General features: G+C 66.7%; 31 protein-coding genes. 13 read left to right on the forward strand and 18 right to left on the reverse strand.

Annotated elements, in window-relative coordinates; all coding sequences use genetic code 11:
* Positions 1-78 precede the first annotated feature (78 nt).
* The 4 genes from RT655_RS10920 to RT655_RS10935 all read left to right on the forward strand — a co-directional run bounded on the left by RT655_RS10920 (position 79) and on the right by RT655_RS10935 (position 3,505).
* Positions 79-975 (forward strand): tetratricopeptide repeat protein, encoded by an 897-nt coding sequence (locus tag RT655_RS10920; protein WP_313536951.1) that lies wholly within the window; start codon positions 79-81, stop codon positions 973-975.
* On the forward strand, positions 972-1,580 hold the full coding sequence (locus RT655_RS10925) for an LON peptidase substrate-binding domain-containing protein (protein ID WP_313536646.1): 609 nt from the start codon (positions 972-974) through the stop codon (positions 1,578-1,580). Before RT655_RS10920 ends, RT655_RS10925 begins: the two co-directional genes overlap by 4 nt.
* Positions 1,581-1,724: 144 nt before the next feature.
* Positions 1,725-2,063, forward strand: a complete 339-nt coding sequence (locus tag RT655_RS10930) for a P-II family nitrogen regulator (RefSeq protein WP_010542740.1) — start codon at positions 1,725-1,727, stop codon at positions 2,061-2,063.
* 14 nt (positions 2,064-2,077) lie between these two features.
* The gene (locus RT655_RS10935) at positions 2,078-3,505 is read left to right on the forward strand and encodes an ammonium transporter (RefSeq protein WP_313536647.1); all 1,428 of its coding nucleotides are present in this window, start codon (positions 2,078-2,080) and stop codon (positions 3,503-3,505) included.
* Between the two features lie 272 nt (positions 3,506-3,777).
* On the opposite strand, the gene RT655_RS10940 is transcribed toward RT655_RS10935, so the two are convergent.
* Positions 3,778-4,203: a TIGR01244 family sulfur transferase gene (locus RT655_RS10940; RefSeq protein ID WP_313536648.1), complete on the reverse strand. Its 426-nt coding sequence runs from the start codon at positions 4,201-4,203 to the stop codon at positions 3,778-3,780.
* A 64-nt stretch (positions 4,204-4,267) separates the two neighbouring features.
* Positions 4,268-6,037 (reverse strand): DNA helicase RecQ, encoded by a 1,770-nt coding sequence (gene recQ, locus RT655_RS10945; RefSeq protein WP_313536649.1) that lies wholly within the window; start codon positions 6,035-6,037, stop codon positions 4,268-4,270.
* Positions 6,038-6,139: 102 nt separating this feature from the next.
* Between recQ and RT655_RS10950 the strand changes: the two genes are divergently transcribed.
* Both RT655_RS10950 and RT655_RS10955 read left to right on the forward strand, forming a co-directional pair.
* Entirely contained in the window at positions 6,140-6,658 is a 519-nt protein-coding gene (locus RT655_RS10950) for a GAF domain-containing protein (RefSeq protein WP_313536650.1), read from the forward strand.
* A 75-nt stretch (positions 6,659-6,733) separates the two neighbouring features.
* Entirely contained in the window at positions 6,734-8,185 is a 1,452-nt protein-coding gene (locus tag RT655_RS10955; protein ID WP_313536651.1) for an ATP-binding protein, read from the forward strand.
* A 3-nt stretch (positions 8,186-8,188) separates the two neighbouring features.
* Here the strand turns inward: RT655_RS10955 and RT655_RS10960 are convergent, their stop codons facing one another.
* A complete protein-coding gene (locus RT655_RS10960) occupies positions 8,189-8,863 on the reverse strand; it encodes a phosphatase PAP2 family protein (RefSeq protein ID WP_313536652.1) in 675 nt (224 codons plus the stop codon).
* A 220-nt stretch (positions 8,864-9,083) separates the two neighbouring features.
* Positions 9,084-11,369, reverse strand: coding sequence for a CDC48 family AAA ATPase (locus RT655_RS10965; protein ID WP_313536653.1), 2,286 nt, complete (start codon positions 11,367-11,369; stop codon positions 9,084-9,086).
* 292 nt (positions 11,370-11,661) lie between these two features.
* Between RT655_RS10965 and RT655_RS10970 the strand changes: the two genes are divergently transcribed.
* The 4 genes from RT655_RS10970 to RT655_RS10985 are packed head-to-tail and all read left to right on the forward strand — an operon-like array spanning position 11,662 to position 15,791.
* Positions 11,662-12,567 carry a LysR substrate-binding domain-containing protein gene (locus RT655_RS10970; protein ID WP_313536654.1) on the forward strand — a complete coding sequence of 302 codons (906 nt, stop codon included), beginning with the start codon at positions 11,662-11,664 and terminating at the stop codon, positions 12,565-12,567.
* Between the two features lie 59 nt (positions 12,568-12,626).
* Positions 12,627-13,127 (forward strand): sterol desaturase family protein, encoded by a 501-nt coding sequence (locus RT655_RS10975; RefSeq protein WP_313536655.1) that lies wholly within the window; start codon positions 12,627-12,629, stop codon positions 13,125-13,127.
* A 52-nt stretch (positions 13,128-13,179) separates the two neighbouring features.
* On the forward strand, positions 13,180-13,593 hold the full coding sequence (msrB, locus tag RT655_RS10980; RefSeq protein WP_313536656.1) for a peptide-methionine (R)-S-oxide reductase MsrB: 414 nt from the start codon (positions 13,180-13,182) through the stop codon (positions 13,591-13,593).
* A gap of 44 nt (positions 13,594-13,637) precedes the next feature.
* The gene (locus RT655_RS10985) at positions 13,638-15,791 is read left to right on the forward strand and encodes a PBP1A family penicillin-binding protein (RefSeq protein WP_313536657.1); all 2,154 of its coding nucleotides are present in this window, start codon (positions 13,638-13,640) and stop codon (positions 15,789-15,791) included.
* A gap of 64 nt (positions 15,792-15,855) precedes the next feature.
* Here the strand turns inward: RT655_RS10985 and RT655_RS10990 are convergent, their stop codons facing one another.
* From RT655_RS10990 to RT655_RS11000, 3 genes are read right to left on the reverse strand one after another with little or no spacing between them, the layout of a single operon-like run.
* On the reverse strand, positions 15,856-16,527 hold the full coding sequence (locus RT655_RS10990; protein WP_313536658.1) for a SprT family zinc-dependent metalloprotease: 672 nt from the start codon (positions 16,525-16,527) through the stop codon (positions 15,856-15,858).
* Positions 16,524-16,967: a YcgN family cysteine cluster protein gene (locus RT655_RS10995; protein ID WP_313536660.1), complete on the reverse strand. Its 444-nt coding sequence runs from the start codon at positions 16,965-16,967 to the stop codon at positions 16,524-16,526. The genes RT655_RS10990 and RT655_RS10995 overlap by 4 nt, the downstream gene beginning before the upstream one ends.
* Positions 16,955-17,536 (reverse strand): SCO family protein, encoded by a 582-nt coding sequence (locus tag RT655_RS11000; protein WP_313536661.1) that lies wholly within the window; start codon positions 17,534-17,536, stop codon positions 16,955-16,957. The genes RT655_RS10995 and RT655_RS11000 overlap by 13 nt, the downstream gene beginning before the upstream one ends.
* Before the next feature lie 70 nt (positions 17,537-17,606).
* Between RT655_RS11000 and RT655_RS11005 the strand changes: the two genes are divergently transcribed.
* The gene (locus tag RT655_RS11005) at positions 17,607-18,224 is read left to right on the forward strand and encodes an ankyrin repeat domain-containing protein (protein ID WP_313536662.1); all 618 of its coding nucleotides are present in this window, start codon (positions 17,607-17,609) and stop codon (positions 18,222-18,224) included.
* A 6-nt stretch (positions 18,225-18,230) separates the two neighbouring features.
* Here RT655_RS11005 and RT655_RS11010 read toward each other — a convergent pair whose 3' ends face one another.
* From RT655_RS11010 to RT655_RS11060, 11 genes are all read right to left on the reverse strand, one after another.
* Complete coding sequence (locus tag RT655_RS11010) at positions 18,231-18,728, reverse strand: MmcB family DNA repair protein (protein WP_313536663.1); 498 nt, start codon at positions 18,726-18,728, stop codon at positions 18,231-18,233.
* 85 nt (positions 18,729-18,813) lie between these two features.
* Positions 18,814-19,431, reverse strand: a complete 618-nt coding sequence (locus RT655_RS11015) for a cell wall hydrolase (RefSeq protein ID WP_313536664.1) — start codon at positions 19,429-19,431, stop codon at positions 18,814-18,816.
* Positions 19,432-19,628: 197 nt separating this feature from the next.
* Positions 19,629-19,970: a DUF1491 family protein gene (locus tag RT655_RS11020; protein WP_313536665.1), complete on the reverse strand. Its 342-nt coding sequence runs from the start codon at positions 19,968-19,970 to the stop codon at positions 19,629-19,631.
* Complete coding sequence (locus RT655_RS11025; protein WP_313536666.1) at positions 19,967-20,461, reverse strand: PaaI family thioesterase; 495 nt, start codon at positions 20,459-20,461, stop codon at positions 19,967-19,969. The genes RT655_RS11020 and RT655_RS11025 overlap by 4 nt, the downstream gene beginning before the upstream one ends.
* On the reverse strand, positions 20,421-20,888 hold the full coding sequence (locus tag RT655_RS11030) for a PTS sugar transporter subunit IIA (protein WP_313536667.1): 468 nt from the start codon (positions 20,886-20,888) through the stop codon (positions 20,421-20,423). The genes RT655_RS11025 and RT655_RS11030 overlap by 41 nt, the downstream gene beginning before the upstream one ends.
* A 42-nt stretch (positions 20,889-20,930) precedes the next feature.
* Complete coding sequence (gene hpf, locus RT655_RS11035; RefSeq protein WP_313536668.1) at positions 20,931-21,530, reverse strand: ribosome hibernation-promoting factor, HPF/YfiA family; 600 nt, start codon at positions 21,528-21,530, stop codon at positions 20,931-20,933.
* Positions 21,531-21,565: 35 nt separating this feature from the next.
* Entirely contained in the window at positions 21,566-22,276 is a 711-nt protein-coding gene (gene dnaQ, locus RT655_RS11040) for a DNA polymerase III subunit epsilon (protein WP_313536669.1), read from the reverse strand.
* Positions 22,277-22,283: 7 nt separating this feature from the next.
* Positions 22,284-22,889 (reverse strand): dephospho-CoA kinase, encoded by a 606-nt coding sequence (coaE, locus tag RT655_RS11045; protein WP_313536670.1) that lies wholly within the window; start codon positions 22,887-22,889, stop codon positions 22,284-22,286.
* Positions 22,886-23,695, reverse strand: a complete 810-nt coding sequence (gene aroE, locus RT655_RS11050) for a shikimate dehydrogenase (protein ID WP_313536671.1) — start codon at positions 23,693-23,695, stop codon at positions 22,886-22,888. Before aroE ends, coaE begins: the two co-directional genes overlap by 4 nt.
* A complete protein-coding gene (locus RT655_RS11055; protein WP_313536672.1) occupies positions 23,692-24,291 on the reverse strand; it encodes a nucleoside triphosphate pyrophosphatase in 600 nt (199 codons plus the stop codon). Before RT655_RS11055 ends, aroE begins: the two co-directional genes overlap by 4 nt.
* Positions 24,291-25,106: a pyruvate, water dikinase regulatory protein gene (locus RT655_RS11060; RefSeq protein WP_198162148.1), complete on the reverse strand. Its 816-nt coding sequence runs from the start codon at positions 25,104-25,106 to the stop codon at positions 24,291-24,293. Before RT655_RS11060 ends, RT655_RS11055 begins: the two co-directional genes overlap by 1 nt.
* 272 nt (positions 25,107-25,378) lie before the next feature.
* On the opposite strand from RT655_RS11060, the gene hemE reads away from it, so the two are divergent.
* Together hemE and RT655_RS11070 are read left to right on the forward strand one after the other, a co-directional pair.
* Positions 25,379-26,440, forward strand: coding sequence for a uroporphyrinogen decarboxylase (gene hemE, locus RT655_RS11065; RefSeq protein ID WP_409530268.1), 1,062 nt, complete (start codon positions 25,379-25,381; stop codon positions 26,438-26,440).
* Positions 26,437-26,889, forward strand: coding sequence for a CopD family protein (locus tag RT655_RS11070; RefSeq protein WP_313536673.1), 453 nt, complete (start codon positions 26,437-26,439; stop codon positions 26,887-26,889). Before hemE ends, RT655_RS11070 begins: the two co-directional genes overlap by 4 nt.
* The last annotated feature ends 96 nt before the right edge of the window (positions 26,890-26,985 follow it).

The following is a 26,985-nucleotide window of genomic DNA, read 5'->3' on the forward strand; positions in this document are numbered from 1 at the left end:
GGCCGACCCGCCCGCGTGCCCATCAGAGGCACCGGCACCCGCAGATCGCTGAAGGAGCGCATTTTGGCCACGCTTGGTATGAGCCCCGCCGACAAACAGGCCGTTGACGCCTTTCGCAAGGACGTCGTCGAGCCGTCGATGTCGAAGCTCGTCATCATCGATTTCTGGGCCGAATGGTGCGGGCCGTGCAAGGCGCTGGGCCCGGTGATCGAGAAGGTCACCGACGAATATGCCCCCAAGGGCGTGATGCTGGCCAAGATCGACGTCGACAAGAACAACTTCATCGCCAGCCAATTCCAGGTCCGCTCGATCCCGACGGTCTATGCGATGTTCCAGGGCCAGTTGGTCGCGGACCTCACCAGCGCGCGCACCGAATCGCAGCTGCGCACGATGCTCGACCAGATCCTGCGCCAGCTGCCGGTCGGTGGCGAGGAAGCGGATGCCGAAGCCGAACTCGAGCCGCTTATCGCGATGGGCGAGCAGGTGCTGGCGGACGGCGATGCCGATCGCGCGCTCGCGATCTTTGACCAGATCGCCGAAATGGCACCCGATCACGCCGCGGTTGCCGCCGGTCGCGTCCGCGCGCTGACCGCGCTCGGTCGCCATGACGAGGCGCAATCTGCGCTCGATACGATCCAGGGCGATGCCGCCAAGGCCCCCGAAGTCGAGCGCGCGCGCGCCGCGCTGAGCCTCGCCCGCGAAGCCCAGCCGGTCGGCGACCTCGCCGGCCTCGCCGCACGTGCGGCCGCGAATCCCGAGGACATGGATGCGCGCTACGAGCTCGCCGGCGGCCAGATGGCGGCGGGCGATCGCGAGGGCGCAGCCGAAACGCTGCTCGCCATGGTCCGCGACGACCGCGCGTGGAACGAGGGCGCCGCGCGCCAGCGGCTGCTGAAGCTGTTCGAGGTCGTCGGGCTGGAAGACCCCTGGGTCGCCGCTCAGCGTCGCAAGCTGTCGCAGATCCTGTTCGGATGAAGACGACGCGGCTCTCGGTGTTTCCGCTGGCAGGTGCGCTGCTGTTTCCGCGCATGCACCTGCCGCTTCACATCTTCGAGCCGCGCTACCGCGCGATGGTCTCCGAGGCCCTCGCGCGCGATCGTCGCATCGGCATGGTCCAGCCGCGCGACGACAAGGACCCGCCGACCCTGTTCGACGTGGGCTGTGTCGGCCGGATCGCCGATGTCGAGGCGCTCGATGACGGGCGCTTCAACATCGTGCTCGAGGGGCTGAGCCGCTTCACCATCGTCCGCGAGCTGACGGTGAGCACGCCGTTCCGCCAGGTCGAGGCGGCGCTGGAAGAGGCGGGCGAATCCGAATCGCTGTCGCTGGCCGGCCGCGCCTCGATCGAGATGGAATCGCGCCGCTTCGCCGATGGCTTGGGCTATATGGTCGATTGGGAGGCGGTGACCCGGCTCGACGACGAATCGCTGGTCAACGGCATCGCCCAGATCGCGCCGTTCGATGCCGCATCGAAGCAGGCGCTGCTCGAAGCACCCCGGCTGGAGGATCGCGCCGAGCTGATCGTCCAGCTGATGCAGTTCTTCGGTCGCCACGGCGAGGACAGCGCGACGCTGCAGTGAACTGCCCGTTTTTCGGGCAGATGCGCGTCGCAAAATTCACCAGTTCGTAATATTTGGCGGCACGAAACGCACATCCCCTCTGTGCGTTCCATTTGGCACGCCCCTTGCGAAGTTGCTCCCGGGACAACCGCCAGAGGGGGCGACATGAAGCTCATCATCGCCATCATCAAACCCTTCAAGCTCGACGAGGTGCGCGAGGCGCTCACCACCGTCGGGGTGACGGGCATGACCGTTACCGAAGTGAAGGGGTTCGGCCGCCAGAAGGGCCAGACCGAGATCTATCGCGGCGCCGAGTACAGCACGAACATGGTGCCGAAGATCAAGATCGAGGTCGCCGTGGGCAGCGATCTTGCCGACCGCGCCGTGGAGGCCATCCAGGCGGCGGCGAGCACCGGCGCGATCGGTGACGGCAAGATCTTCGTCCTCGACATGGGCCAGGCCGTGCGCATCCGCACCGGCGAGACCGACGAGACGGCGCTGTGAGCAAGGGGGTAGCAATGAAGCAAGGATGGAAGACCGCCGGGCTCGCGCTCGGCGCGGCCGCGGTCGTCGCGGCGATGCCCGCCTGGGCACAGACCCCGGCACTGATCAAGGCGCCCACCGTCGCGCAGCAGGCGACGATGGTGAACAAGGGCGACACCGCCTGGATGCTGATCTCCTCGGCGCTGGTGCTGATGATGTCGGTGCCGGCGCTGGCGCTGTTCTATGGCGGCCTGGTGCGCACCAAGAACATGCTCTCGGTGCTGATGCAGGTGTTCATGATCGTCTCGGTCGCCTCGCTGGTCTGGGTCAGCTGGGGCTATTCGATCGCCTTCACCAGCGGCGGCGAGAACCACTTCTTCGGCGGTCTCTCCAAGGCGTTCCTGATCGGCGTGAGTGCCAGCACCTATGGCGCGACCTTCTCGAACAACGTCTACATCCCTGAATTTGCGTTCGTCTGCTTCCAGATGACCTTCGCCTGCATCACGCCGGCGCTGATCGTCGGTGCCTTCGCCGAGCGCGTGAAGTTCACCCCGCTGATCATCTTCACCGTGCTGTGGATGACGCTGGCTTATTTCCCGATCGCGCACATGGTCTGGTACTGGGCGGGCCCGGACTTCCTGGTCGACGCACCGACCGATTACGGCTTCCTGTGGGGCAAGGGCGCGCTCGATTTCGCCGGCGGCACCGTCGTCCACATCAATGCGGGCATCGCCGGCCTGGTGGGCTGCCTCATCATCGGCAAGCGCGTGGGCTTCAAGAGCGAGCCGATGCCGCCGCACTCGCTGACCATGACCATGATCGGCGCCTCGCTGCTGTGGGTGGGCTGGTTCGGCTTCAACGCCGGTTCCAACCTGGAATCGAACGGCGTGACCGCGGTCGCCTTCATCAACACCTTCGTCGCCACTGCCGCTGCCGCGGTGAGCTGGGCCGTCATCGAGCAGGTCGTGCACAAGAAGCCGTCGCTGCTGGGTGGTGTGACCGGCGCGGTTGCCGGCCTCGTCGCGATCACCCCGGCCTCGGGCTATGCCGCGCCGATGACCTCGATCGTGCTCGGGCTGGTCGTCTCGCCGATCTGCTTCTTCTTCGTCACCACGGTGAAGAACAAGCTCAAGTATGACGACTCGCTCGACGTGTTCGGCGTCCACTGCGTCGGCGGCATCGTCGGGGCGCTCGGTACCGCGATCGTCGCCAACCCGGCGCTCGGCGGCCAGGGCATCATCGACTACACTAAGTTCCCGGCGGTTGCCGCGCCCAGCTACGACACCGCGGCGCAGCTGATCATCCAGGCCGAAGCGGTGGGGATCACCCTGCTCTGGTCGGGCCTGGTCTCGGCGATCCTGTTCTACGGCCTGAAGCTCACCATCGGCGTCCGTCCTTCGAAGGAAGTGGAAGTCGAAGGGCTCGACATCAACGAGCATGGCGAGCGCGCCTACAACTACTGACACGTTCGGGCGCCGCGGGATCCTCTCCTGCCGCGGCGCCCCACCGAGGTTCCTCCTGCGGACGACTGGGCTGGTGGGCAACCACCAGCCCATTTTTTGCGTGGGGGAGAGCAGGGGCCGCCGCTTGCAGCAGGCGTTCCCCTCCCGCTTGCGGGAGGGGCTAGGGGAGGGGCTATAAGGGTCGCAGGCGATGACGTTGCGGAAGAAACCGACGCGTCAGTCCCTCCCCCGACCCCTCCCGCAAGCGGGAGGGGAGCGATAGATTGGAAGGCTCAGCGTCCCGAAAGCTGCTCGAGCGCCGGGCGGATGCCGGACAGGTCATAGCCCGCCCCCGCGCCCTTCGCGACCAGTTCGTCCGGCTCGCTACCCTTATATGCCGTGGCCAACGCCCAGAGGTTGCACGAGCGGGTGCCCGAGCGGCAATAGGCCAGCACAGGCCCGTCCACCGAGCCCAGCGCTTCGGCCATTGCCTCCACCTGCGCCATCGAGAAGCCGCCCGGCGTCACCGGGATCTCGGTATAGCCCAGCCCCGCCGTCTCGGCGGCCTCGGCGATCTGCGCGCCGGTCGGCTGGCCGAATTCCTCGCCTTCGGGGCGATTGTTGATGATGTGCACGAACCCGGCGGCGGCGAGCGCCGGCACGTCCTCGGGCCGGATCTGCGGCGCCACCGAGATGCGGTCGTCGATCTTGTTCGGCATGGCAGGTCCTTCTTCTGATTCCAGCGCGAGGCTGTAGCGCGCAGCGCTCCTCCACGGAAGCCGATCAGAACTGGCGGAGGACGTTCAGAAAGTCCTGCCCATAGGCATCGAGCTTGCGCGCTCCGACGCCCGAGAGCTGCCCCATCTCCGCCAGCGACGAAGGGCGCACCATCGCCATGTCGCGCAGCACCGAATCATGGAAGATCACATAGGGCGGCAGCCCGGTCTCCTGCGCGATCTCGCGGCGCTTGGCCCGCAGCGCCTCGAACAGCGGGTTGCCAACCGGATTCGGCACCGCGCCCTTTGCACCCCGCCGCTGCCGCTCGCGCTTGGGCGGCAGTACCAGCTTCAACGCCGCCTCGCCCTTGAGGATCGCGCGCGCCTCGGGACCGAACTCCAGCCCGCCATGTTCGTTGGTGCGCAGCGCATCGCGCAGCAGCAGCGCGCGCGACACTGGCTTGAGCATCGCCACCTCGTCGCCGTCGACGATGCCGAACACCGACAGCTTCTCGTGCCCGTTCATCAGGCTGCGCTCGGTCGAGACGCCGGTGAGGATACCTTCGATATAACCGACACCGTAGAGCATGCCGGTGCGAAACACCGCCGAAAGAAATTTCTGCGCGGTGACGCTGGCATCGATCGCCGCCGGCGGATTGAGGCAATTGTCGCAATTGCCGCAAGTCTCGGGCGCGTCCTCCCCGAAATGCTTCAGCAGGATGCGCCGCCGGCATCCCGCCGTCTCGACCAGCGCACCGAGCGCGGTCAGCCGCGTGCGCTCACCGGGCTGGCGCGAGGGCTCCACCTCGCCGATCCGCTGGCGGGCGCGGGCGAAATCATCGGCACCCCAGAAGAGATGCGCGACCGACGGATCGCCGTCGCGGCCGGCGCGGCCGGTTTCCTGGTAATAGGCTTCGATCGACTTGGGCAGCCCGGCATGCGCGACGAAGCGCACGTCGGGCTTGTCGATGCCCATGCCGAACGCGACGGTGGCGACCACCACCATGTCCTCGCTCGCGACGAACTGCGCCTGGTTGCGGCGGCGCACGTCGGGATCGAGCCCGGCATGATAGGGAAGCACCGACCGTCCGGTCTCCGCCGCCAGCTTCTCGGCGAGCTGCTCCACGCCCTTGCGGGTTTGGGCATAGACGATACCGGGGCCCGGATTCTCGGCGACGATGTCGATGATCTGCCGTGTCGTGTTCTCGCGCGGGGCGATATGATAGCGGATGTTCGGCCGATCGAAGCCGGCGACGATCAGCCCGTCTTCGGGAATGCCCAGCTGTTCGAGGATGTCGGCACGGGTATGCGCGTCGGCGGTGGCGGTGAGTGCCAGCCGCGGCACCTCGGGGAATCGATCAAGCAGCGGGCGCAGCAGCCGGTAGTCGGGGCGGAAATCATGCCCCCATTCGGAAACGCAGTGTGCCTCGTCGATCGCGAACAGGCTGAGCGGGGCCTGGGTCAGCAGGTTGCGGAAACCCTCGCCGGAAGCACGTTCCGGCGCGATGTAGAGCAGGTCGAGCTGGCCGGCACGGAAGCGGTCGATCGTCTCGGCCCGATTGTCGTCGACGCTCGTCAGCGTCGCGGCGCGGATGCCGACCGCTTCGGCGGCACGCAGCTGGTCGTGCATCAGCGCGATCAGCGGGCTGACGACTACGCAGGTCCCCTCCAGCATCACCGAGGGGAGCTGGTAGGTGAGCGACTTGCCCGCGCCGGTGGGCATCACCGCAAGTGTGCGCTGGCCCGCCATGACGCGGTCGACCACCGAGCCCTGTACGCCGCGAAAGGCGTCATAGCCGAAAACACGGCGGAGATGTTCAATGGGATCGGGACGCATAGCTGCCATCAGATTGCCCGGCACATATCTGCGCTGTCGAGCAAATGTTAACTTCTCGTAGCATATTAGACCGATAGTGCTGGGGGGCGCAAACGCAGGACGATGAAAACGATGTCACTCGAGCCAGAGGAAACCGCCCGCGTCGCCGAGCTCAAGGGCTATGGCGTACTCGATACCCCCAATGAGGCTGAGTTCGACGCGATCGTGCGGGAAGCGGCCGCGGCGCTGGGGGTGCCGATCGCGCTGATCTCGCTGATCGACGAGAATCGGCAATGGTTCAAGGCGCGCGTGGGATTGGAACCGCAAGAGACGCCCCGCTCGATTTCCTTCTGTACCCATGCGATCCGCGGGCCGGACGTGTTCGTGGTCCATGACGCCAAGGCCGATCCGCGCTTTTCGGAAAACCCGTTGGTCACGGGCGATCCCAATATTCGCTTCTATGCCGGTGCGCCGCTGCGCACGTCCACCGGCAAGCGGATCGGCACACTATGCGTGATCGACCGCACGGCGCGCCCCAAGCTGACCGAACAGGATATCGCGCGCCTCACGCTCCTCGCGGACAAGACGATGGAAGCGCTGGAGCGTCGCCGCCAGCGCCGGAACGCCGCCGACGCAGCCTGAAGCGAAACAAACACCCACAGTTTTCCTTTGGGCGGCCCTTGCCGCTACCCCCCCTGATCCGGCAAAGCGGCGGCGATGACCGTCAGCGTGGACATGGGCGTCGACGGCACGGGCGGACCCGTGCCGGTCGATCTGGAGGAGTTGCTTGCAACCCGATTGCTCGTCCAGGGCAATTCGGGCTCGGGCAAGTCGCACCTGCTCCGCCGCCTGCTCGAACAGTCCGCGGGTCACGTCCAGCAGGTGGTGATCGATCCCGAGGGGGACTTCGTCACCCTCTCCGATCGCTACGGCCATCTCGCGATCGAGGCGGTCGATCATAGCGAGCGCGACGTCGCCCGCTTCGCCGCGCGCATCCGCGAACATCGCGCCTCGGTGGTGCTGAGCCTGGAGGGACTGGAGGCGGAGGGGCAGATGCGCTGCGCCGCCACCTTCCTCAACGGCCTGTTCGATGCGCCGCGCGACCATTGGTATCCGGCGCTGGTCGTGGTCGACGAGGCCCAGCTGTTCGCGCCCGCCGGTGGCGGCGAAGTGGCGGAGGAAGTCCGCCGCGCTTCGCTCTCGGCGATGACCAACCTGATGTGCCGCGGCCGCAAGCGCGGGCTTGCCGGCGTGATTGCGACGCAGCGGCTGGCGAAGCTCGCCAAGAACGTCGCGGCGGAAGCGTCGAACTTCCTGATGGGCCGCACCTTCCTCGACATCGACATGCAGCGCGCTGCCGATCTGCTCGGCATGGAACGCCGCCAGGCCGAGGCGATCCGCGACCTGGCCCGCGGGCATTTTCTCGGGCTCGGCCCGGCGATCACGCGCCGCCCGGTGGCGATCCGCATCGGCGCGGTGGAAACCAGCGCGCGCAGCTCGTCCCCGAAGCTGACGCCGCTGCCCCAGGCGCCGACCGAGGACATCAAGGACCTGCTGCTCGCCCCCGCCGAGCCCGAATGGGTCCCGCCGGCCCCGCCGCCCGCGCATGCCTATGCCCAGCCGGAGACCGTGCTCGAGCAGCTTGCCCGTTCGGCGCCCTCGCCGATGGACGTCGAGCCCGATCGCGATCCCGAGGAAGTCGCCGGCCTCGTCGCCGATGTGCTGCGCGCGATCGTGGAGGACGAACAGTCGACGCTGCGCTCTCCCGCGGTGCTGTACCAGGATTTCCAGGTACGCTGCCGGATGGTGGGGCTCACCCGTCCGCCGCTCGACATTTCGGGCTTCGTGCGGCGCCTGTCGGCGGCGCGCGCGGGCATCCATGGCGACCCCGACGACGAGTGGGCGCAGGCGCTGGAAGCGGCACGTGCGCTGCCCGACGACATGCTCGCGCCGTTCCTGCTCGTCGCCAAGGCGGCACGCGAGGGGCTGCCTTGCCCGAGCGATACCGATATCGCGACCAGCTACGGCACCAGCTCGATCGGCCGCGCGCGGCGGCTGATGCAGTATATCGAGAGCAAGGGACTGTTCGTCACCCGCGTCGACCTGTCGGGCAAGCGCTCGATCACGATTCCAAGGCTCGGCTGGACGACGCAGGCCTCGGACGGCTGAGCGCTAGCGCCGGTGCAGCCGCGCGTTGAGCGCGAACATGCACAGCGCCCAGATCGCGCCGAAGCACCAGCCGGCCAGCACGTCGGACGGCCAGTGCACGCCCAGGAACACGCGGCTGCAGCCGATCAGCAGCACCAGCAGCACCGCAAAGCCGAGCAGATAGGCGCGCGCCCAACGGCTCGTCTGCGTCTGTGCGACCATGATACCGAGGGTGAGATAGACCGCCGCCGAGATCATCGCATGGCCGCTGGGGAAGCTGGCGCTGGAGACGTGGGCGAGGTGGGGCACCACGTCGGGGCGCGGGCGGTGCAGGAAGATCTTGAGCAGCGCGTTGATCGTAGAGGCGCCGACCAGCGATCCGCCGAGCAGCAGCGCTTCGGAGCGCTTGCCGAATGCGAACAGGAAGATCAGAGTCGCCGCGCCGGCCAGCCACAATACCGTGTACCCGCCGAGCGCGCTGATATCGATCGCCAACTGGAGCAGCCACGGAGGCCCGATGGGCGTGGCGAGGTCGCCGGGGGTGCGGAACGCCAGCAGCAAGGCAGGGTCGAACGCGAACCCATTGGCGAAACGCAGGCAGAGGAACGCAGCGAGTCCGGCGAGCGAAAGCCCCAGCAGGGCAAGCGCCGGCCAGAGCCATTGACGATTGGATTGCCGAAGCGGGTTGGGATCGGTCATGCTGCTCGTATTTTGGAGGGGGAGAGGGACCCCTATCGCATGGGTCTTACGCGGGTGCGCCTCAAAACTCCTTGTCCTCCCCACGAAAGCGGGGATCCATTCGCCTGTGCGCTGGGGGAAAGAACCGCAGCATCAGCGCCAATGGATCCCCGCCTTCGCGAGGATGACGTGGTCGTTCACACAGCCGCGATAGCCCTGGCGAGGGCAAAGCGGGTACGCCTCACCCCTTCGGCCCACGGCCTTCCAGCATGCCCGGTGCGATGAAGCCGATCGGCTGGATCGACGAGGCCTGCTGCTTCAGCTTGCCCTGCATCGCCTCATACTCGTTCTCCATCTCGGGCGTGACGGTGGCACGCGAGTCCTTCAGCGCGTCTTCGAAATGCGCCATCGTCACTTCCCGGGTCGCCAGCGACTGGCGGAGCGCAACCAGGCCGGCGCGGCGGACCACGTCTTCCAGATCGGCGCCGGTATAGCGCTGGGTCTGCTCGGCGATCGCGCCCAGATCGACGTCTGCCGCAAGCGGCATCTTTTCGGTCTGGATGCGCAGGATGCGCTCGCGCCCGGCCTTGTCGGGTACGCCGACATAGACCAGCTCGTCGAATCGGCCCGGGCGGAGCAGGGCAGGGTCGATCAGGTTCGGCCGGTTGGTCGCCCCGATCACCACCACCGACTGGAGTTCCTCCAGCCCGTCCATCTCGGCGAGGATGGTGTTGACCACGCGCTCGGTCACCTGCGGCTCGCCCATCGAACCGCCCCGCGCCGGCACCAGCGAGTCGAGCTCGTCGATGAAGATCACGCACGGCGCCACCTGGCGGGCGCGGGCGAACAGCCGGGCAATCTGCTGCTCGCTTTCGCCATACCATTTGGAGAGCAGGTCGCTCGACTTGGTGGCGATGAAATTCGCCTCCGCCTCGCGCGCGACGGCCTTGGCGAGCAGCGTCTTGCCGGTGCCCGGGGGCCCATAGAGCAGGAAACCCTTGGCCGGCCGGATGCCCAGACGCCGGAATGCGTCCGGATCCTTGAGCGGCAGCTCAACGCCTTCCTTGAGCCGCATCTGCGCATCGTCGAGTCCGCCGACATCCTCCCAGCGGACCGTCGGCGCCTGCACCATCACTTCGCGCATCGCCGAGGGCTGGACGCGCTTCAGTGCCTCCAGGAAATCGTCGCGGGTGACCGACAGCGTGTCGAGCACCTCGGGCGGAATCGTGCCTTCCTCGAGATTGAGGCGCGGCATGATCCGGCGCACGGAATCGATCGCCGCTTCGCGGGTCAGCGCGGCGAGATCGGCGCCGACAAAGCCGTAGGTGGTGCGTGCCAGCTCGGCGAGGTCGACAGTATCGCCCAGCGGCATGCCGCGGGTGTGGATGCCCAGGATCTCGCGGCGGCCCCGATCGTCCGGCACGCCAACAACAATCTCGCGATCGAACCGGCCGGGACGGCGCAGCGCCTCGTCGATCGCCTCGGGGCGATTGGTAGCGGCGATCACGACGATGTTGGCGCGTGCCTCCAGCCCGTCCATCAGCGTCAGCAGCTGGGCTACGAGGCGCTTCTCGGCCTCGCCGGTCACCTGCCCGCGCTTCGGCGCAATCGAGTCGATCTCGTCGATGAACACGATGGAGGGCGCGTTCTTCGCCGCTTCCTCGAACACCTGGCGCAGGCGCTGCTCGGATTCGCCATAGGCCGAACCCATGATCTCCGGACCGTTGATCAGGTGGAAGCTGGCATCGCTTTCATTGGCCACCGCACGGGCGAGCCGCGTCTTGCCGGTGCCCGGGGGCCCGTGCAGGATCACACCCTTGGGCGGATCGACGCCCAGGCGCTGGAACAGCTCGGGATAGCGCAAGGGCAGCTCGACCATCTCGCGCAGCTGGTCGATCGTGGCGGCCATGCCACCGATATCGTCATAGGTGACGTCGGCGCGGCGGCTTTCCTTCGCCTCCTCATATTCGGTGCGGAGCTCGACCTCGGTATTCTCGTCGATATGCACCACGCCGCGCGGCACGGTGGAGAGCACCGTCAGGCGGATTTCCTGCAGCGCATAGGCGGGTGCGCGGACGAACTGCTGCACATTGGGCGGCACGTCGGCGCGCTGGTGGCCAACCGTGGCGATCGTGTCGCCGGAGGTCAGCGGACGCGTGAAGAAAGTGCGCTTCAACGCCTCGCCGGTGCCGCGCAGCCGCAGATTGGCCTGGGCGGGGCCGAACACGACGCGCGTCGCCGGCTTCGAATCGGCACGGCGCACCTCGACGAAGTCGCCCGAGCCGACGCCGGCATTGGCGCGCTGGAGTCCGTCGATGCGGAGCAGCTCCAGGCCCTCGTCCTCGGAATAGGGAAGGACGGCACGCGCAGGCGTGGTGCGCTTGCCGACGATTTCGATCACATCACCCTCGGTGATGCCGAGCGCACCCATCAGGCTGCGCGGGATATGGGCTAGTCCGCGGCCGCTGTCTTCGGGACGCGCATTGGCGACCTGCAGCCGCCTTGCGCGGGATTCGTCATCGGCCATTCTGGATTCCTTCGTGGCGGTAGGCCCGAAAGCTAGGAACGGCGGAGGCAAAAAAAAGGGCCGCCTCAAAAAGGGCGGCCTTGGAAAGTTTTAGGAGAGGATGCCTGAAAGGCACCCCCTATGTGCGGTGCGGCACGTTTTTGTGCAAGTGCGAAAATTACACCGCGTACATGCACGGGTTGCAATCGCGATTGTCCGGAGCGATATTCGCTATGAGCGGGAAGGGGTTGTGCGGGCGTCCGTTGCTCGTGCGATGCCGTTGCTGCACCGCACCACAGAAAGAGACGGATCGATGCGACGCCTTCCGCCGCTCACCGCGATCGAGGCCTTTGTACAGGTCGCCCGCCTGGGCTCGATCAAGGCCGCCGCCGAGGAACTGGCGCTGTCCTCGCCCGCGCTCAGCCGGCGCGTGCAGGCGCTCGAGCGCTTCATCGGCAAGCCCTTGTTCGAGCGACGCCACCAGTCGCTGCGGCTCAACGACGATGGCGAACGGCTGCTCAGCCTGATCGCGCCGGCGCTCGACACGATGACCGACGCGATCGAGACAATGACCAGCGGTAGCGAGCTGCTGCGGCTGCGGCTCGGGGTGCTGCCGCTCTATGCGACGCAGCAATTGCTGCCGCGCCTGCCCGAACTCAAGAAGCAGCATCCCCAACTGCATCTCGACGTCGATACCGGCAGCCACGGCATGGCACGGCTCGGCGACGGTCTCGATGCGGCAATCGTCATCGCCCGTGACATCGACCCCGGCTATTATTCGCGCCGGCTGGATCGCAATCGGGTACACGTGATCGGCGCGCGCAGCCTGGTGGAGGGGCCCAATCCGGTGCGCGACCCGATGGACCTGTCGCGGCTCACCGCGCTGGTCCACCGCGAAATGCCCGAGACCTTCACCGCCTGGCGGATGGCGGCGGGCTATCCCGATCTGGAGCCGGCGGCGATCGACCTGTTCGATTCGGGCAACCTGATGCTGGAGGCCGCCGCGCAGGGCCTGGGCGTCGCCTTCATGCTCGAATCGCATTACCAGTCCGCCCGCGACGAGCGGCTCGTGCAGCTGTTCGACCTTACGGTGGAAAGCCATTACAGCTACTGGTTCGTTTGCCGCCCCCGCGCGCTGACGCTGCGGCCGGTACAAATCTTCCACGACTGGCTGATGTCGGCGATGGGCGCCGATCGTCTGGACACGCCGCCGGGCTGACACTGCCTCTTTGGGCAAAGTCAATGGAATGGCGCGATGGGATGGCCTACATGAAAGCCATGTCGCCACTCAATGCCGTCCTGATCTTCCTCGCCACCGTGCTCGGCATGGAGCTGTTCGCCTATGCCGCGCACCGCTGGATCATGCACGGGCCGGGCTGGTTCCTCCATGCAAGCCACCACCGCCCTCGCACCGGCAATTGGGAGCTCAACGATCTTTACGCCGCGATTTTTGCGGTACCGTCGTTCGTGCTGCTGCTGGGCGGCGTCCAGCTGGGCTGGTGGCCAGGCTATACCTGGATCGGCGCGGGGATCGCGGCATATGGCGCGATTTACTTCGGCTTCCACGACCTGATCGTCCACAAGCGGATCCGCCACCGCTACATTCCGCGCTCGAGCTATATGAAGCGGATCGTCCAGGCGCACCGGCTCCACCATGCGGTGCGCACCCGCAAGGGCACGGTGAGCTTCGGCTTCCTCTACGCCCCCAAGCCCGAAGTGCTCAAGGCGCAGCTGCGGGAAAGCGGCGCGATCGTCCAGCGGATTACCATCCCGGATTGAGGGCCTTCCCCGGATTGACGGAAGCGGTGCTTGGACCCACATCTCCAGGTCTATGGAACAGCTGAATCTCTCCGAATCCGAATGGCGCAAGCGCCTCACCCCCGAGCAGTTCCACGTGCTCCGCGAGGCCGGGACCGAGCGCGCCTTCTCCGGTCACTACAACGACAACAAGGCCGACGGCATCTATCGCTGCGCCGGCTGCCAGCTCGAACTGTTCGACAGCGTCGACAAATATGACTCGGGGTCGGGCTGGCCCAGCTTCACCCAGCCCGTGGCACCGGATCATGTCAGCGAGCACGCGGATACCAGCCACGGCATGCGTCGGATCGAGGCGCGCTGCGCCCGCTGCGACGGCCATCTCGGCCATGTCTTCCCCGACGGCCCGCCGCCGACGGGGCTGCGCTATTGCATGAACTCGGTCAGCCTCGAATTTCGGCCGCGCGCTGCCGGTGCGTCCGCCGCCTAATCCTTGTGGGAAGCCCCGCGAGCCTGTAATCGACCACCCCGTACATGGTCGTGAAATCGAAAACCGCAGCTGCGCCCTGGTGGCGCCGGGGCTCCTTCTGGAAGAAGTTCTTCCTCTGGTCGCTGATCAGCGGCGTCGCGTTGGCGCTGATCGCCTGCATCGCGCTGGGGATCGCGGTCTATTCGGCGCGCTCGACGCTGCCGAGCTTCGACCAGATGAAGTCCTCGCCCAACGGCCAGATGATCCGCGTCCATGCGGTCGACGGCACCGTGCTGGTCTCGCTCGGGCCGAGCTATGGCGAGTGGATCAAGTACGACCAGATACCGCAGGCGATGAAGGACGCAATCATCGCGACCGAGGATCGCCGCTTCGAATCGCACTGGGGCGTCGATCCGGTCGGCGTCGCGCGTATCTTCTGGGTCGCCAAGCGGCTCCATGACGAAGGTCGGCGCCTGCAGGGCGGCTCGACCATCACCCAGCAGGTGGCGCGCACCATCTTCCTGTCGAACAAGTACAGCGTCGGCCGCAAAATTCGCGAAGCGGTGCTGGCGCTGGCGCTGGAGCGCAAGTTCAGCAAGCAGGAGATTCTCGAGCTCTATCTGAACAAGGTCTATTTCGGCGGTGGCGCGTACGGAATCGACGCGGCGAGCCGGAAGTTTTTCGGCCATCCTGCGACCAACCTGTCGCTCGGGGAGAGCGCGATCATCGCCGGCCTGGTAAAGGCGCCGTCGCATTATTCGCCCACCGCCGACGCCGAAGCCGCGGTCGACCGCGCGACGGTCGTGCTCAAGCTGATGGCCGACGCCGGCAAGATCAGCGAGGCCCAGGCCAACAGCACCGATCCGCACGCCGTGCAGTTGGCGCCCGAGCCAAAACAGAACAGCGTCCGCTACTTCACCGACTGGGCCCTCCCCCAGTTGGAGACGCTGATCGACGAGACCGAGGCGCCGCTGGACGTGTGGACCACGCTCGACCTCAACATGCAGCGCAGCGCCGACCAGGCGATCCGCGTCAACGCGCCCGATGGCGCGCAGGGCGCGCTCGTCTCGATCGACCGCGACGGCGCGGTGCGGGCGATGGTGGGCGGCAAGGACTATGTGTCCTCGATCTACAACCGTGCGACCCAGGCGCAGCGCCAACCAGGGTCTTCCTTCAAGCTGTTCGTCTATCTCTCGGCGCTCGAAGCCGGGCACAAGCCCGACGACGTCGTGGTCGACGAGCCGGTGACGATCGACGGCTGGACGCCGCGCAACGATTCGCGCCGCAACAGCGGCCCGATCACGATCCGCACCGCCTTCGCCTATTCGGTCAACACGATCGCGGCCAAGTTCGGACAGGAGGTTGGCTTCGCCACCATCGCCGACATGGCGAAGCGCTTCGGCATCACCACGCCGATCAACACCCAGCCGGCGATGGTGCTCGGCACCTCCAACGTCCGTCTGATCGACATGACCCGTGCCTTTGCCTCGGTGGGCAACAACGGCGTCGCGGTGACGCCCTATGGCATCACCCGCGTCACGGCGAACAACCGCGTGATCTACCAGCACGAGGTGGACACCAGCCATGTGCTGGTCGCCAACTATGTCGCGGCACAGATGATCGACCTGATGCAGACCGCAGTGGCCACCGGCACCGGCCGCGCCGCGCAAATCGGGCGTCCGGTGGCGGGCAAGACGGGTACGACGAGCTCGAACAAGGATGGCTGGTTCATCGGCTTCTCCAGCGGTCTTACCACCGGCGTGTGGATGGGACGCGACGATGCCAAGGTGGTCCCGGGTCTCCAGGGTGGCCGCGCGCCCGCGCGCGCCTTCCACGATTTCATGATCCAGGCGGTGGCCAATCGACCGGTCGAGCAGTTCGAGACGCAGCTGACCCCGCCCGACAACATGCTCGAGCCCGACGCGGACGCCTATGGCGCGCCCGATAATGGGATGATGGTCGATCCGGACGGCAATCCGATCATCCAGCCGCCCGAGGTGCCGACCGAGCCGCAGGACGGCGAGGAGATGGACGGCAGTGCGCCCGCTCCCGCCCAACAGGGGGGGCGCCCGGCGCCTGTCCAGCAACAGGGCGAACGGCTCGACCGGGACTGGATCAATCGGATGACCGGCCGGCCACCGGCGCAGCAGCAACAGCCCCGCCAGTCGCAGCGCCAGCCTGCACCGCAGGATCGCCAGCGGCCGAACGACGAGTACTGAGGGGTGCGGGGAGCGCCTTAATCTTCCCTCCCGCTTGCGGGAGGGGGATTGGGCAGGCGGAAGATTATTCCCGTCCCACCCAGTGGAGTCCGGCGCCATGCTTGCGCAGCCAATGCCGGCGCGGGGTAGGATCGGCACCGTACAGCTGCTCGACCAGCGCGTGGAAATCGGGGCCGTGATTCATGTGCACCCGGTGCGCGACTTCGTGCGCCACCGTCGCCCGGCGCACTTCGCTGGGGGCCAGGATCAGCCGCCAGCTGTAGCGAATCACGCCCGTGGACGCGCAGCTGCCCCAGCGGCTGCGCGCATCGCCGATCGCCACCTTGGTGACGCGTACCCCTGCCAGCGCGGCATAGTGCGCGGTCTCTTCGCTTAACACGCGCAGCGCTTCGGCGCGCAGCCAGCGCTCGACGCGGCGACCGAGCCCTTCTTCGGTGCCGCCGCAGAGCAGCTGGTCGCCGTCGCGCCGCACCCCACGCACTCCCGCGGCCGGCCAGACGATCTTCAGCTCGCCATCACCGAACGGCACGCGCGCGCCGGGCACGAACGGGCGGCCACCCGGCAGCCGCTCGCGCTGCGCTTCGATCCACCCTTGCTGCTCGCCCACCCATTGCATCGCCTTCGCCAGCGACGCGCGCGGCGGAATCGTCAGCCGTACCTTGCCGTCGCGGGGGTCGATCGCGAGCCGCATCCGCCGTGCGAGGGGATGGCGGATCACTTCGAGCCCCTCGATCAAAGGCGGCGGTCCGTCATGTGATGTTCGAGATCGCCGGCATCGTCTTCGGAGACGGTCCAGCCGCGGGTCGATTCCCCGGCCTGGTGCACCGCCTCGCGATCGCCCGAGACGAGATAATGCCATTCGGGCAGCTTCTCGCCGTTCGCGCGAAGGCGATAGGCGCAGGTGGTGGGCAGCCACTCGATATCGCGCACATTGCGCGTCGTCAGCCGCACGCATTCGGGTACATAGGCGCGGCGGTGCTTGTAGTCCTTGCAGAGCCCCATCCGCCGATCGAGCAGCTTGCAGGCGACGTTGGTGGCGAACAACTCGCCGGTTTCCTCGTCCTCCAGCTTGTGCAGGCAGCATTTGCCGCAGCCGTCGCACAGGGCTTCCCACTGCGCGCGGTCGAGGGCCTCCAGCGGCAGATCTTCCCAGAATTTGTTGGTCAACGCACCCAATGCTCAAGCTCGGCGACGATCGCCGGGGGATCCTCTTCCAGCGGCAGGCTGGTGATCGGCTTGCCGTCCGGTCCCATCAGATAGGCCACCTGCGTATGGCCCATCAAATACCCCGACGGCGTAGGCTGCTTCATATAGGCGATCGCATATGCCTTCGCCACCTGCGCGATCGCCTGCGGCGTACCGGTGAGCCCTACCAGCCGCGGGTAAAAATTGCCGACATATTGCTTGAGCTGGGCCGGCGTATCGCGCTCGGGATCGACCGAGATGAACAGCGGCACGATCTTCTGCGCAGTGCGCGGCGCCTGCTTGTCGAGCGTGCGCAGCGCCGCGCCGATCTTGGTCAGGTCCGTCGGGCAGACGTCGGGGCAATAGGTGTAGCCGAAATAGACGATGCGGTATCTGCCGGTGAAATCGGCGTCGGTGACGGTCTTGCCGTTCTGGTCGGTGAGCGTGAACGGCCCGCCGATCCGAGCGCCCGCCAGCGGCGGTTCGCCGGTGCTGCTCGGTCCGCAGGCCGCCAGCGCCAGTGTTGCAGAACCTATCAACGCGCGAAACATCCAGTTCATGGTATCCACCGCCAGTCTTTGCTAGGAACGCCCTGCATCCGTCGCCCGTATCGAAGGTACCGATCCAGCAATGACGTTCCGTCTCGCCTCTGCCGCCGCCGCGGCGCTTCTCCTCCTGCCGCTCCCCGCGCTCGCCCAGGGGATGGGCCAGCCGCGCGAGAGCATCCAGTTCCTTGACGCGATCCGTAAGCAGGACGGGAACAAGGTCAACGAGTTCCTGCGCGACAAGGCAGCCTCAATGATCAACGTCAAGGATCCCTATGGCACCGGCGAGGCGGCGCTGCACATCGTCGTCAAGCGTCAGGACCCGACGTATCTCACCGTGCTGATCAACCAGCCCGGCATCAACGTGAACATCCAGGATCGCGACGGCAACACCGCGCTGATCTTCGCCGCCGGCCTCGGTTGGGCACCGGGTATCGACGCGCTGCTCGCCAAGAAGGCCAACATCAACCTGGCGAACAATGGCGGCGTCACCCCCCTGATCCGCGCGGTGCTCGCACACGACGCCGAAGTCGCGAAGAAACTGCTCGACGCAGGCGCGGATCCGGACCGAAGTGATTTCGGTGGCGGTCTGTCGGCACGCGAATATGCGCAGCGCGAGTCTCGCTATCCCTCGATCGCAAAGCTGCTCGCCGACGCGCCCAAGGTCGGCCGCGCCGCCGCGGCGGCAGGCCCCAAACTTTAACCCGGTTCAGAACCCGTCGGCGACGTCGGGATCGAGCATGCCCAGCAGCCTTCGTCCCGCCCGGCGGGCGAAGGCGAGGGTCGCCTTGCGACGCCCGGGCGCCGCCAGCGGCACCGTCGCCGCCTCGCGCGCCACCGCCGCATCGTAGCGATCGGCAACGATCAGCCCGGTCCGCTCCGGCAGGAAATGCGGCTGGTCGAGTGGGCGCAGGTCAAACCCCTGCGGCACCGCCCAGAAGAAGCGGTCGCAATGGCCGAGATATTCGGGCCATTTGGCATCACCGAGCAGGTCCGCCCGCGATACCTTGATCTCGACGATGACGATATTGCCACGCATATCCAGCGCCATGAGGTCAACGCGCCGGCCGCCTTCCAGCGGCACTTCGGCGATCGTCACGCAATCATGGCGCAGCAGCATCCGACACACGCCTCGCACCACGTCGGCGGCGACCAGTGCCTCAGCTTCCGGGTTCAGGCCAGGGGACATAGAGGAGTGCGCGTTCATCACCGGAACATAGAACATTCAGCGAACACAGAAAAGCCGCCGAATCGCTTCGGCGGCTTTTCTGATGCGAGCGCGCCGTGCGCGATCAACGGTAGAAGATGTGGTTCCCCACCGTCGCTACCGAGGCGCGGCCCTGCGCGCCGTTGACGTAGCGCGCATGAAAGTAGAGCGCGTCGCCAGCCGGGCTGTCCCACAGATTCTTGCGGGCGACCTGCGCGACCGCCAGGGCGCGACGCCACTGGGCATTGGCCGGAGCGGTCGGCATCTTGCCGCCGCGAACGAACGAGAACTGGCCCTTCTGGGTCACCACCGAGCAGACCGAGCCGGGAAACCGGCCGGAGGTGCTCCGGTTCAGGATCACATCGGCCACCGCGAGCTGCCCCGACAGCGGCTCGCTGCGCGCTTCGAAATAGACCCCCGTGGCGAGACAGCGGAGTTCGCGGTCCTCTTCAAGCGCGGCGACGTCTTCCTGCGCAGCAACTGCGTCGGAGAGCGTGGCATATTCCGTGTCGGTATCGTCCCCTGCGTCGATCTCCTGCTGCTCGACCGCGGCCTGAGGCGCGGGAACCTGCTGGGAAGCAAGGACGTTCTGAATCTGTGCCGGTGCCAGCTGCACCGTCGCCTGAGTATGCGCTTCCTGCTGGGGAAGCGGGCTCAGGTTGAGCGTGGCTGCATTCGCAAGTGCGCCAGCGCAAAAAGTCACAGCTGCGAAAGTCGCAGCCCGTGGCAGAAACTTCATTTCATATCTGTATTGTGCGGTTGGCGTGCGATCGGTTGTTGCTCACGAGGAGACTGAACCGCCGGACTTACCCCCCGACTGCGTAACCGATCGACTTCACACCTCGAACGGCACAACGCGAATTGACGTGGTGAACCCTTTCGCGGGCGAGGCACGGGCTGTCAACAAAGGTTCATCGTTTCAGCGGCGAACCGTTCGGCGCCTGCGATATCCAGTTCGACGACCCAGAGGTCGCTGTCCCGCTCGCGGCGCCGCCGCCAATAGGCGCTCGCCTCCGCCTCGTCGGTCAGTTGCTGGGGGCCGGAGGGAAGCAGGGCAGGCGTCCCCTCCGGACCGATGCCGCGTTCGACGAAGCGCGGGTGGACGCCGCGCTCGAGCAGCAGCAGCAGAATTGCGCCCGAGGTCGAATCGCCCTTGGCGAGCACCATTGCCGAACCGCCAGCACTATCGGCCCGCCTGACGAGCGCGCTCACCAGCATCGCGCTGGTCAGCCGCGGCGTCATGCGGTGCGATAGCCGGGCAGGGTAGCGAGCGTGATCCGCGAGCGCATGAAGGTGCCCGTGCCGCGCGCGGCTTCCTCGCCATGAGCATCGATCAGCCGCGCTTCCGCGACGAACACGCGGCGCTGGCCGCTCACCCAGCGGCCCTCCGCGATCACCGGCCCCTCGGGCAGCGGCCGGGTCAGCAGCAGATTGAAGGCAGTGGTCAGCAGGAAGCGGTCGGTGACCAGGCTGTTGGCCGCATAAAAGGCGGCGTCGTCGAGCATCTTGAAATAGCTGGTGCCGTGCGTCGCCCCGGCCGCGTGAAAATAGCGTGAATCCACGTCGAAGCGGATCCGCGCGACCCCCGCCTCGGGGATCTCGAGCACCGAGGGGAAAAGCTGGTTGATCGGGGCGGCGGCGTAGAGCGATTCGAGCGCCCGGTAATGCGCCTCGGCCCCCGTCGGCACCGCGTCAGGCGGCGTCACGCGCCTCGACTCCGGTGAGCAGCACATAAAGCGCGTCCTTCGAACCCGCGCCGCGCAACTTCTCGGCAAAAGGCCGCTCGCGCAGCCGGCGTGAGACCGAAGCGAGCGCCTTGAGGTGTTCGGCTCCAGCGTGCGTCGGCGAAAGCAGCATGAACACCAAATCCACCGGCAGATCGTCGACCGCCCCGAAGTCGAGCGGTTGCTCCAGGCGCGCGAATAAACCGCAGACATGCGGCAAATCATCAAGGCGGGCATGCGGAATCGCGATGCCGCCGCCAAAACCGGTGGAGCCCAGCCGCTCGCGCTCCGCCAACCGCTCGGCCACCAGCTTGGCGTCGACCCCGTAGGTCGCCGCCGCGCTGGCGCCAAGCTGTTGAAACAGCGCCTTCTTGTTGCCCGCCGTAACCCCGGCGAGCACCGCCTCCGGCACGAGCAAATCGCTCAAATCAGTCATACTCGTTCCAAAGAGGCGGCTGCCCGCCAGCAAGCCGGCGCCTTACGCCGGTGCGCGATTGGGCTCAACCCAGCCGATCGTCCCGTCGCCGCGGCGATAGACCATATTATAGGCACCCGTACCGCTGTTGCGGAAGAGCAATGCGTTGGTATTGCGCAAGTCGAGCATCATGACCGCATCCGAAACCGTGGAATCGGGCACGTCGACGCGGGTCTCCGCGATCACCAGCGGTGCATCGGCGACTTCTTCTTCCTCACGCGCTTCCTGGAACAGCGTATAGCCGGCATTGTCGAAGCCGTTGTCATAGGCGCCGCCCTCGGCGAGCGCGATCACTTCGGTCGGTCGGCGATCCTTGAGCCGTCGCACATAGCGTCGCAGCTGCTTGTCGATCCGGTCCGCCGCGCCGTCGAACGCGCCATGCGCTTCCATGCCGCTGTTGGTCGCCTTGAGCACTAGGCCCTGCGTCACGTGCATCACGATGTCGCAGGTGAAGCCGTTGTCGTGCGGGCCCTTGCCGAAGGTGATCTGCGAGGAGATGGCGCGGGAGAAATATTTGTCGGCGATACCCTGGACCCGATCCGTCACCTGCGTCTTGAGCGCTGCGCCCGTATCGACCTGATGCCCCGAGATCCGGATATCCATAATGTACCTCCACTTCGCAATTAGGGACGAGCGACCTAGGGGTGCGCCGAAACCGCGTCGATTGTGGGAACACCCCATAGCGGCTCGTCCAGGGACTTCAGAAACGCTGCGTGGCGCTCAAGTTCCACCGCACTCGCGGTGAACCGGCGCGCCGGCCGGACGTGTACCCGAGTCGGCGCCTCCGCGACGGTCTCCGGCATCACCGGCACTTCTTCCGCCAGGCCCAGCGTGATCTGGCGGCCGCCGGTCAGCTCGACATAGACCTGCGCCAGCAGTTGCGCGTCGAGCAGCGCGCCGTGCAGCGTACGCGCGCTGAGATCGATGCCGTAGCGGCTGCAGAGCGCATCGAGGGTGTGCTTGGCGCCCGGATGCCGGGTCCGCGCAAGCACCAGCGTGTCGACCATGCGGCCGAGATCGATCAGCGGCCGGCTGCACTTGCCCAGCTCGCCGTTCAGGAAGCTGAAATCGAAGCCCGCATTGTGCGCGACCAGCGGCGAATCGCCGATGAAGTCGAGCAGATCCTCGACGACGTCGGTGAACAGCGGCTTGTCAGAAAGGAATCGTTCGGACAGGCCGTGGACGTTGAACGCCTCCACCGGCATGGCACGCTGCGGATTGATATAGGCATGGAAATGGTTGCCGGTGGCAACCCGGTTCACCAGCTCGACACAGCCGATTTCGACGAGGCGGTCGCCGCCTGAGAAGCTGAGTCCCGTCGTTTCGGTGTCAAACACGATTTCCCGCATGGAGCGCTTATCCACCCGCAGGCGGCGCGAGGCAAGCGATGACCTTGCGTACGCAATCTTCCGTAACCTGCAGGCCTTCACCGGTAGGAATGACGAAATCGGCGCGCGCGCGCTTTTCCGCGTCGGGCAGTTGGCGTGCGAGAATGGCGTCGAAGCGTTCGACGGTCATGCCAGGGCGGGCGAGGACGCGTTCGCGCTGCACTTCGGGTGGGGCGGAGACGACGGCAATTTTGTCGACATGCCGCCAGCCGCCGGCCTCGAACAGCAATGGTATGTCGAGAACGACCAGCGGCGACTCGGCATGCGCGGCCAGGAACAACTCGCGCGCCTGGGCAACGACGGGGTGGAGAATCGCCTCGAGTCGGGCGAAGGCGGTGGGGTCGGCCATCACCGCCTCGCGCAGCAGCGTGCGATCCACGCCCAGATCGGTGGTTGTGTCCGGAAACTCGGCCTCGATCGCCGCGACCGCCGCACCGTTCGGGCCCTGGAGCTGGTGGACGGTCGCGTCGGCATCGAAGACCGGCACGCCGTCGGCGGCGAACATCGCCGCGACGGTCGACTTGCCCATGCCGATCGAGCCGGTTAGCCCGAGCGCGATCGGCCGCCTGCTCATGCGGTGAGCAGCCCGCGCAGTTCCTCGTCGCGGTCGCGCGGGGGCTCGGCGCCGAAGAAGAGTTCGAAGGCGAGCGCGGCCTGGCCGACCAGCATCTCGAGTCCGTCGACCGTGTCCAGCTCGCGATCCCGCGCCTGGGCAAGCAGCGGCGTCTCAAGCGGGGCGTAGACGATATCATACACCACCGCATGTTCGGGCAGCGAATCGAGGTCGAGGTCGAGCGGCGGTTGGCCGCCCATGCCGAGCGGGCTGGCATTCACCAGCAAGTCGGCCGCCGGCAGGGGCGCGCCGATCGGCAGCGCATCGCCCTTCACCCCGAAGCTGGAGAGCAGCGCCGCCGCCTTGAGGACGTTGCGATTTAGGATCGTCACCCGGCCAATGCCGACGCGCGACAGCGCGAACAGCACCGCGCGGGCGCCGCCGCCCGCACCGACCACCACCGCGTGGCGGCCTTCCAGCTCCAACCCGGCAATCGGCGAGAAGAAGCCGCCGGCATCGGTATTGGTGCCGATCAGCGCGCCGTCCTCGCCGCGGATCACGGTGTTCATCGCACCGATCGTGTTCCGCACGCCGCCGGGATCGCTCACCAGGTCCATCACCGCTAACTTGTGCGGGATGGTGACGTTGCAGCCGCGCCAGTCGGCGTCGTCCTTCGCGCGGGCGAAATAAGTCGCGAGATCGTCGCCCAGCACATGGGTGCGGCGATAATCGCCCTCGATGCCCAGCGCATCGAGCCAGAACTTGTGGATGATCGGCGATTTGGAATGGGCGATCGGATCGCCGATCACCTCGGCATAGCGAGTCACTTGGGCATCACTCCCCGGGTGCGCAGATAGTCAAGAATCGGCAGCAGCGGCATGCCGAGGATGGTAAAATGGCTGCCCTCGGTGCGGTGGAACAGCTGCACGCCGGGCCCCTCGATGCGGAAGCAGCCGACACAGCCGGCGATCGCCGGCCATTCGAGGTCGAGGTAGGACTCGATGAACGCCGCGCTCAGCGGGCGGACGTGGAGCCGGGCACGATCGACATGGCGCCACACCGGCCGACCGCCCTCGGCGATCACCGCGGCGCTGTAGATGTCGTGGGTCTTGCCCGACATGCGCTGGAGATGGTCGCGCGCCTGCTCCCGGCTCTCCGGCTTGTCGAGCAGACTGCCATCGTCGAGCGCGACGAGCGAATCCCCGCCCAGCACCAGCGCCTGTGGGGCCATGCGCGAGACCTTGAGCGCCTTCAGCTCGGCGAGCGCATCGGCGAGGTCGCGGGGCGACGTGCCCTCGCCGAGCAGCGATTCCTTGGCGCTGGCCTCATCGACCAGCGCGGGCAGCGCCTCATGCGCCACGCCCGCGGCGTCGAGCATCGCCCGCCGCGAGGCACTTTGCGAGGCGAGAACGAGAGTCGGCATTATCGGCGGTCCATTTCACGGTCGTTGCACAACTGGATGATCGCGGCCGCGGTCTCCTCGATGGAGCGCCGGGTGACGTCGATCACCGGCCAGCCATTGTCGGCGAACATCCGGCGGGCAAAGGCGATCTCGCGCTGCACCGCTTCCTGATCGACATAGTCGGTCTCGGGCGCCTGGTTGAGCGAGAGCAGCCGGTTGCGGCGGATCTGCACCAGCCGATCGGCGCTGGTGGTGAGCCCGACGATCAGCGGCCGCTGGAGCTGGAACAGCTTGGCCGGCGGCGGCGACTCCACCACCACCGGAATGTTCGAGACCTTGTAGCCGCGATTGGCGAGATAGATCGAGGTCGGCGTCTTTGAGGAGCGCGACACACCCGCAAGCAGGATGTCGCTTTCCTCCCAATCCTCCCAGCCGATGCCGTCGTCATGCGCGATGGTGAACTGGATGGCGTCGACACGGGCAAAATAGGCGGCGTCGAGCATGTGCTGGCGCCCCGGCCGCGCCTTGGCTTCCTGACCGAGCAGGTTGGACAGCGCATGGCTCACCTGGTCGAGCGGCGCGATCGCCGGCAGGCCCAGCGCGCGGCAGCGCGTCTCGAGCATGCGGCGGATGTCGCGGTTGACCAATGTGTAGATCACCAGCCCGGGATTCTGCGCGATCTCCTGCAGGATGCGCTCCAGATGCGCCTCGCTCCGCACCATCGGCCAGAAATGGCGCAGCGGCTCGACATCGTCGAACTGCGCCAGCGCCGCCTTGGCGATGTTTTCCAGTGTCTCGCCGGTGGAATCCGAGAGCAGGTGCAGGTGCAGCCGCATCAGGCTGGGGACCGATCTGTGCATAACATGGCGAACAAGCGGTAGCGTAACCTCGGCACCGGGCCAACCCGCCCGATTCCGCGATTCAGCTGGTGATTCGTCCACAGCGGCATCCCCAGCTTGTGCTTTCCATTCACAGCCTGTGAGTCTTGTGGACAGATTTTCCGAATCCGTGCGATTCCGCATGGCGACAGGAGTCAAATTGTTGGCAACTGACTCACATCACCATAAGCCCCGGCTTTCACCGGCCAACAGACTCCAACATCCTGAGAATCGAATCTTCTAGTAGTGGGATCCCGGCTCTGACTCTTCGCGCTTCCAAGCCGCTGCTCGCGACCCTGCAAGGGACTCGCCAGCCCGTTCCGCCCGTCTGGCTCATGCGCCAGGCCGGCCGATACCTGCCCGAATATCGTGCGCTTCGTGCCGAGAAGGGGGGATTCCTCGCCCTCGCGATGGATTCCGACTCTGCAGCCGAGATCACGCTGCAACCGATCCGCCGCTTTGGCATGGACGGGGCGATCCTGTTTTCCGACATCCTCGTGGTGCCGATGGCCCTCGGCCAGCAGCTCTGGTTCGAGACCGGCGAAGGCCCCAGACTCGCCCCGGCGGTGACGGCGCGGGACGTGCTCGACGGCTTCGATGCCGATTCCAGCATCCTGGAGCCCATCTACGGCACGATTCGGCGGGTGAAGGCGGTCCTGGACCCCCAGACCACCTTCCTGGGCTTTGCGGGCTCTCCCTGGACCGTGGCGACGTACATGATCGCCGGCCAGGGCAGCCGCGAGCAGGCCGAAGCGCGCCGGCTCGCCTATCGCGATGAGGGCCTGATGCAGGCGCTGGTCGATCGCATCGCCGACCAGACCATCGCCTATCTGCGCGCCCAGGCCGAGGCGGGCGTGGAGGCAGTGCAGCTGTTCGACAGCTGGTCGGGCAGCCTCAGCCCCGCTCAGTTCGAACGCTGGGTGATCGCCCCCAATGCGCGGATCGCGGCTGCCGTCCGGGATCTGGTGCCCGTGATTGGATTCCCGAAGGGGGCAGGGGGCAAGCTCGCCGCCTATGCTCGCGAAACCGGAGTCGATGCGATCGGTCTCGACGAGACCGTGGACCCCGCATGGGCGAACGCGGTGCTGCCGGAGGGGCTGCCCGTGCAGGGCAATCTCGATCCGCTGGCGCTGATCACCGGGGGCGCGGTGCTGGACAGCGCGATCGACCGGATCCTCGCGGCCTTTCCGGAGCGGCCGCATGTGTTCAACCTGGGCCACGGCATCCTGCCCGACACGCCGATCGCGCATGTCGAGCAGCTGCTGGCCCGCGTGCGGGGGACCGCGGCATGATCGGCTGGCTCGGTAGTGCTTATCTGTGGGTGAAGGCGTTCCACGTCATCTTCGTGGTGTTTTGGATGGCGGGGCTGTTCCTGTTCCCGCGCTACCTGATCCACCACCAAGAAGCGCTGGGCACGCCCGAGGCGGCGGCCTGGGCGAGGCGCGAGGCGTTGCTCAAGCGGATGATCCTCACGCCCTCGATGCTGATCGTCTGGGCGCTGGGGCTGGCGCTCTCGGCCAATATCGGGCTGTTCGACGGGCAGCCGGGCATCGGCTGGCTCCATGCCAAGCTGCTGCTCGTCGTGTTGCTCAGCGGCTATCATGGCTGGGCAGTGGGCTATGCGCGCAAGCTCGGCCGCGGCGAGGCGCCGATCGCGACCCGCACCCTGCGCTTCCTCAATGAAGTCCCGGCGTTGGCGCTGGTCTTCATCGTCATTCTCGCCGAGGTGAAGCCGTTCTGAGAATCACTGCGATTCGGCGGGGTAAATCTGCGCCGAATCGCAGTTGACTTGGCGGGAGCCCCCACCTAATTTTGTAGCCGTGTACCGGACCTCGGT

This window comes from Sphingomonas sp. (assembly GCF_032114135.1).
In the GTDB taxonomy this organism is placed as follows: Bacteria; Pseudomonadota; Alphaproteobacteria; order Sphingomonadales; family Sphingomonadaceae; genus Sphingomonas.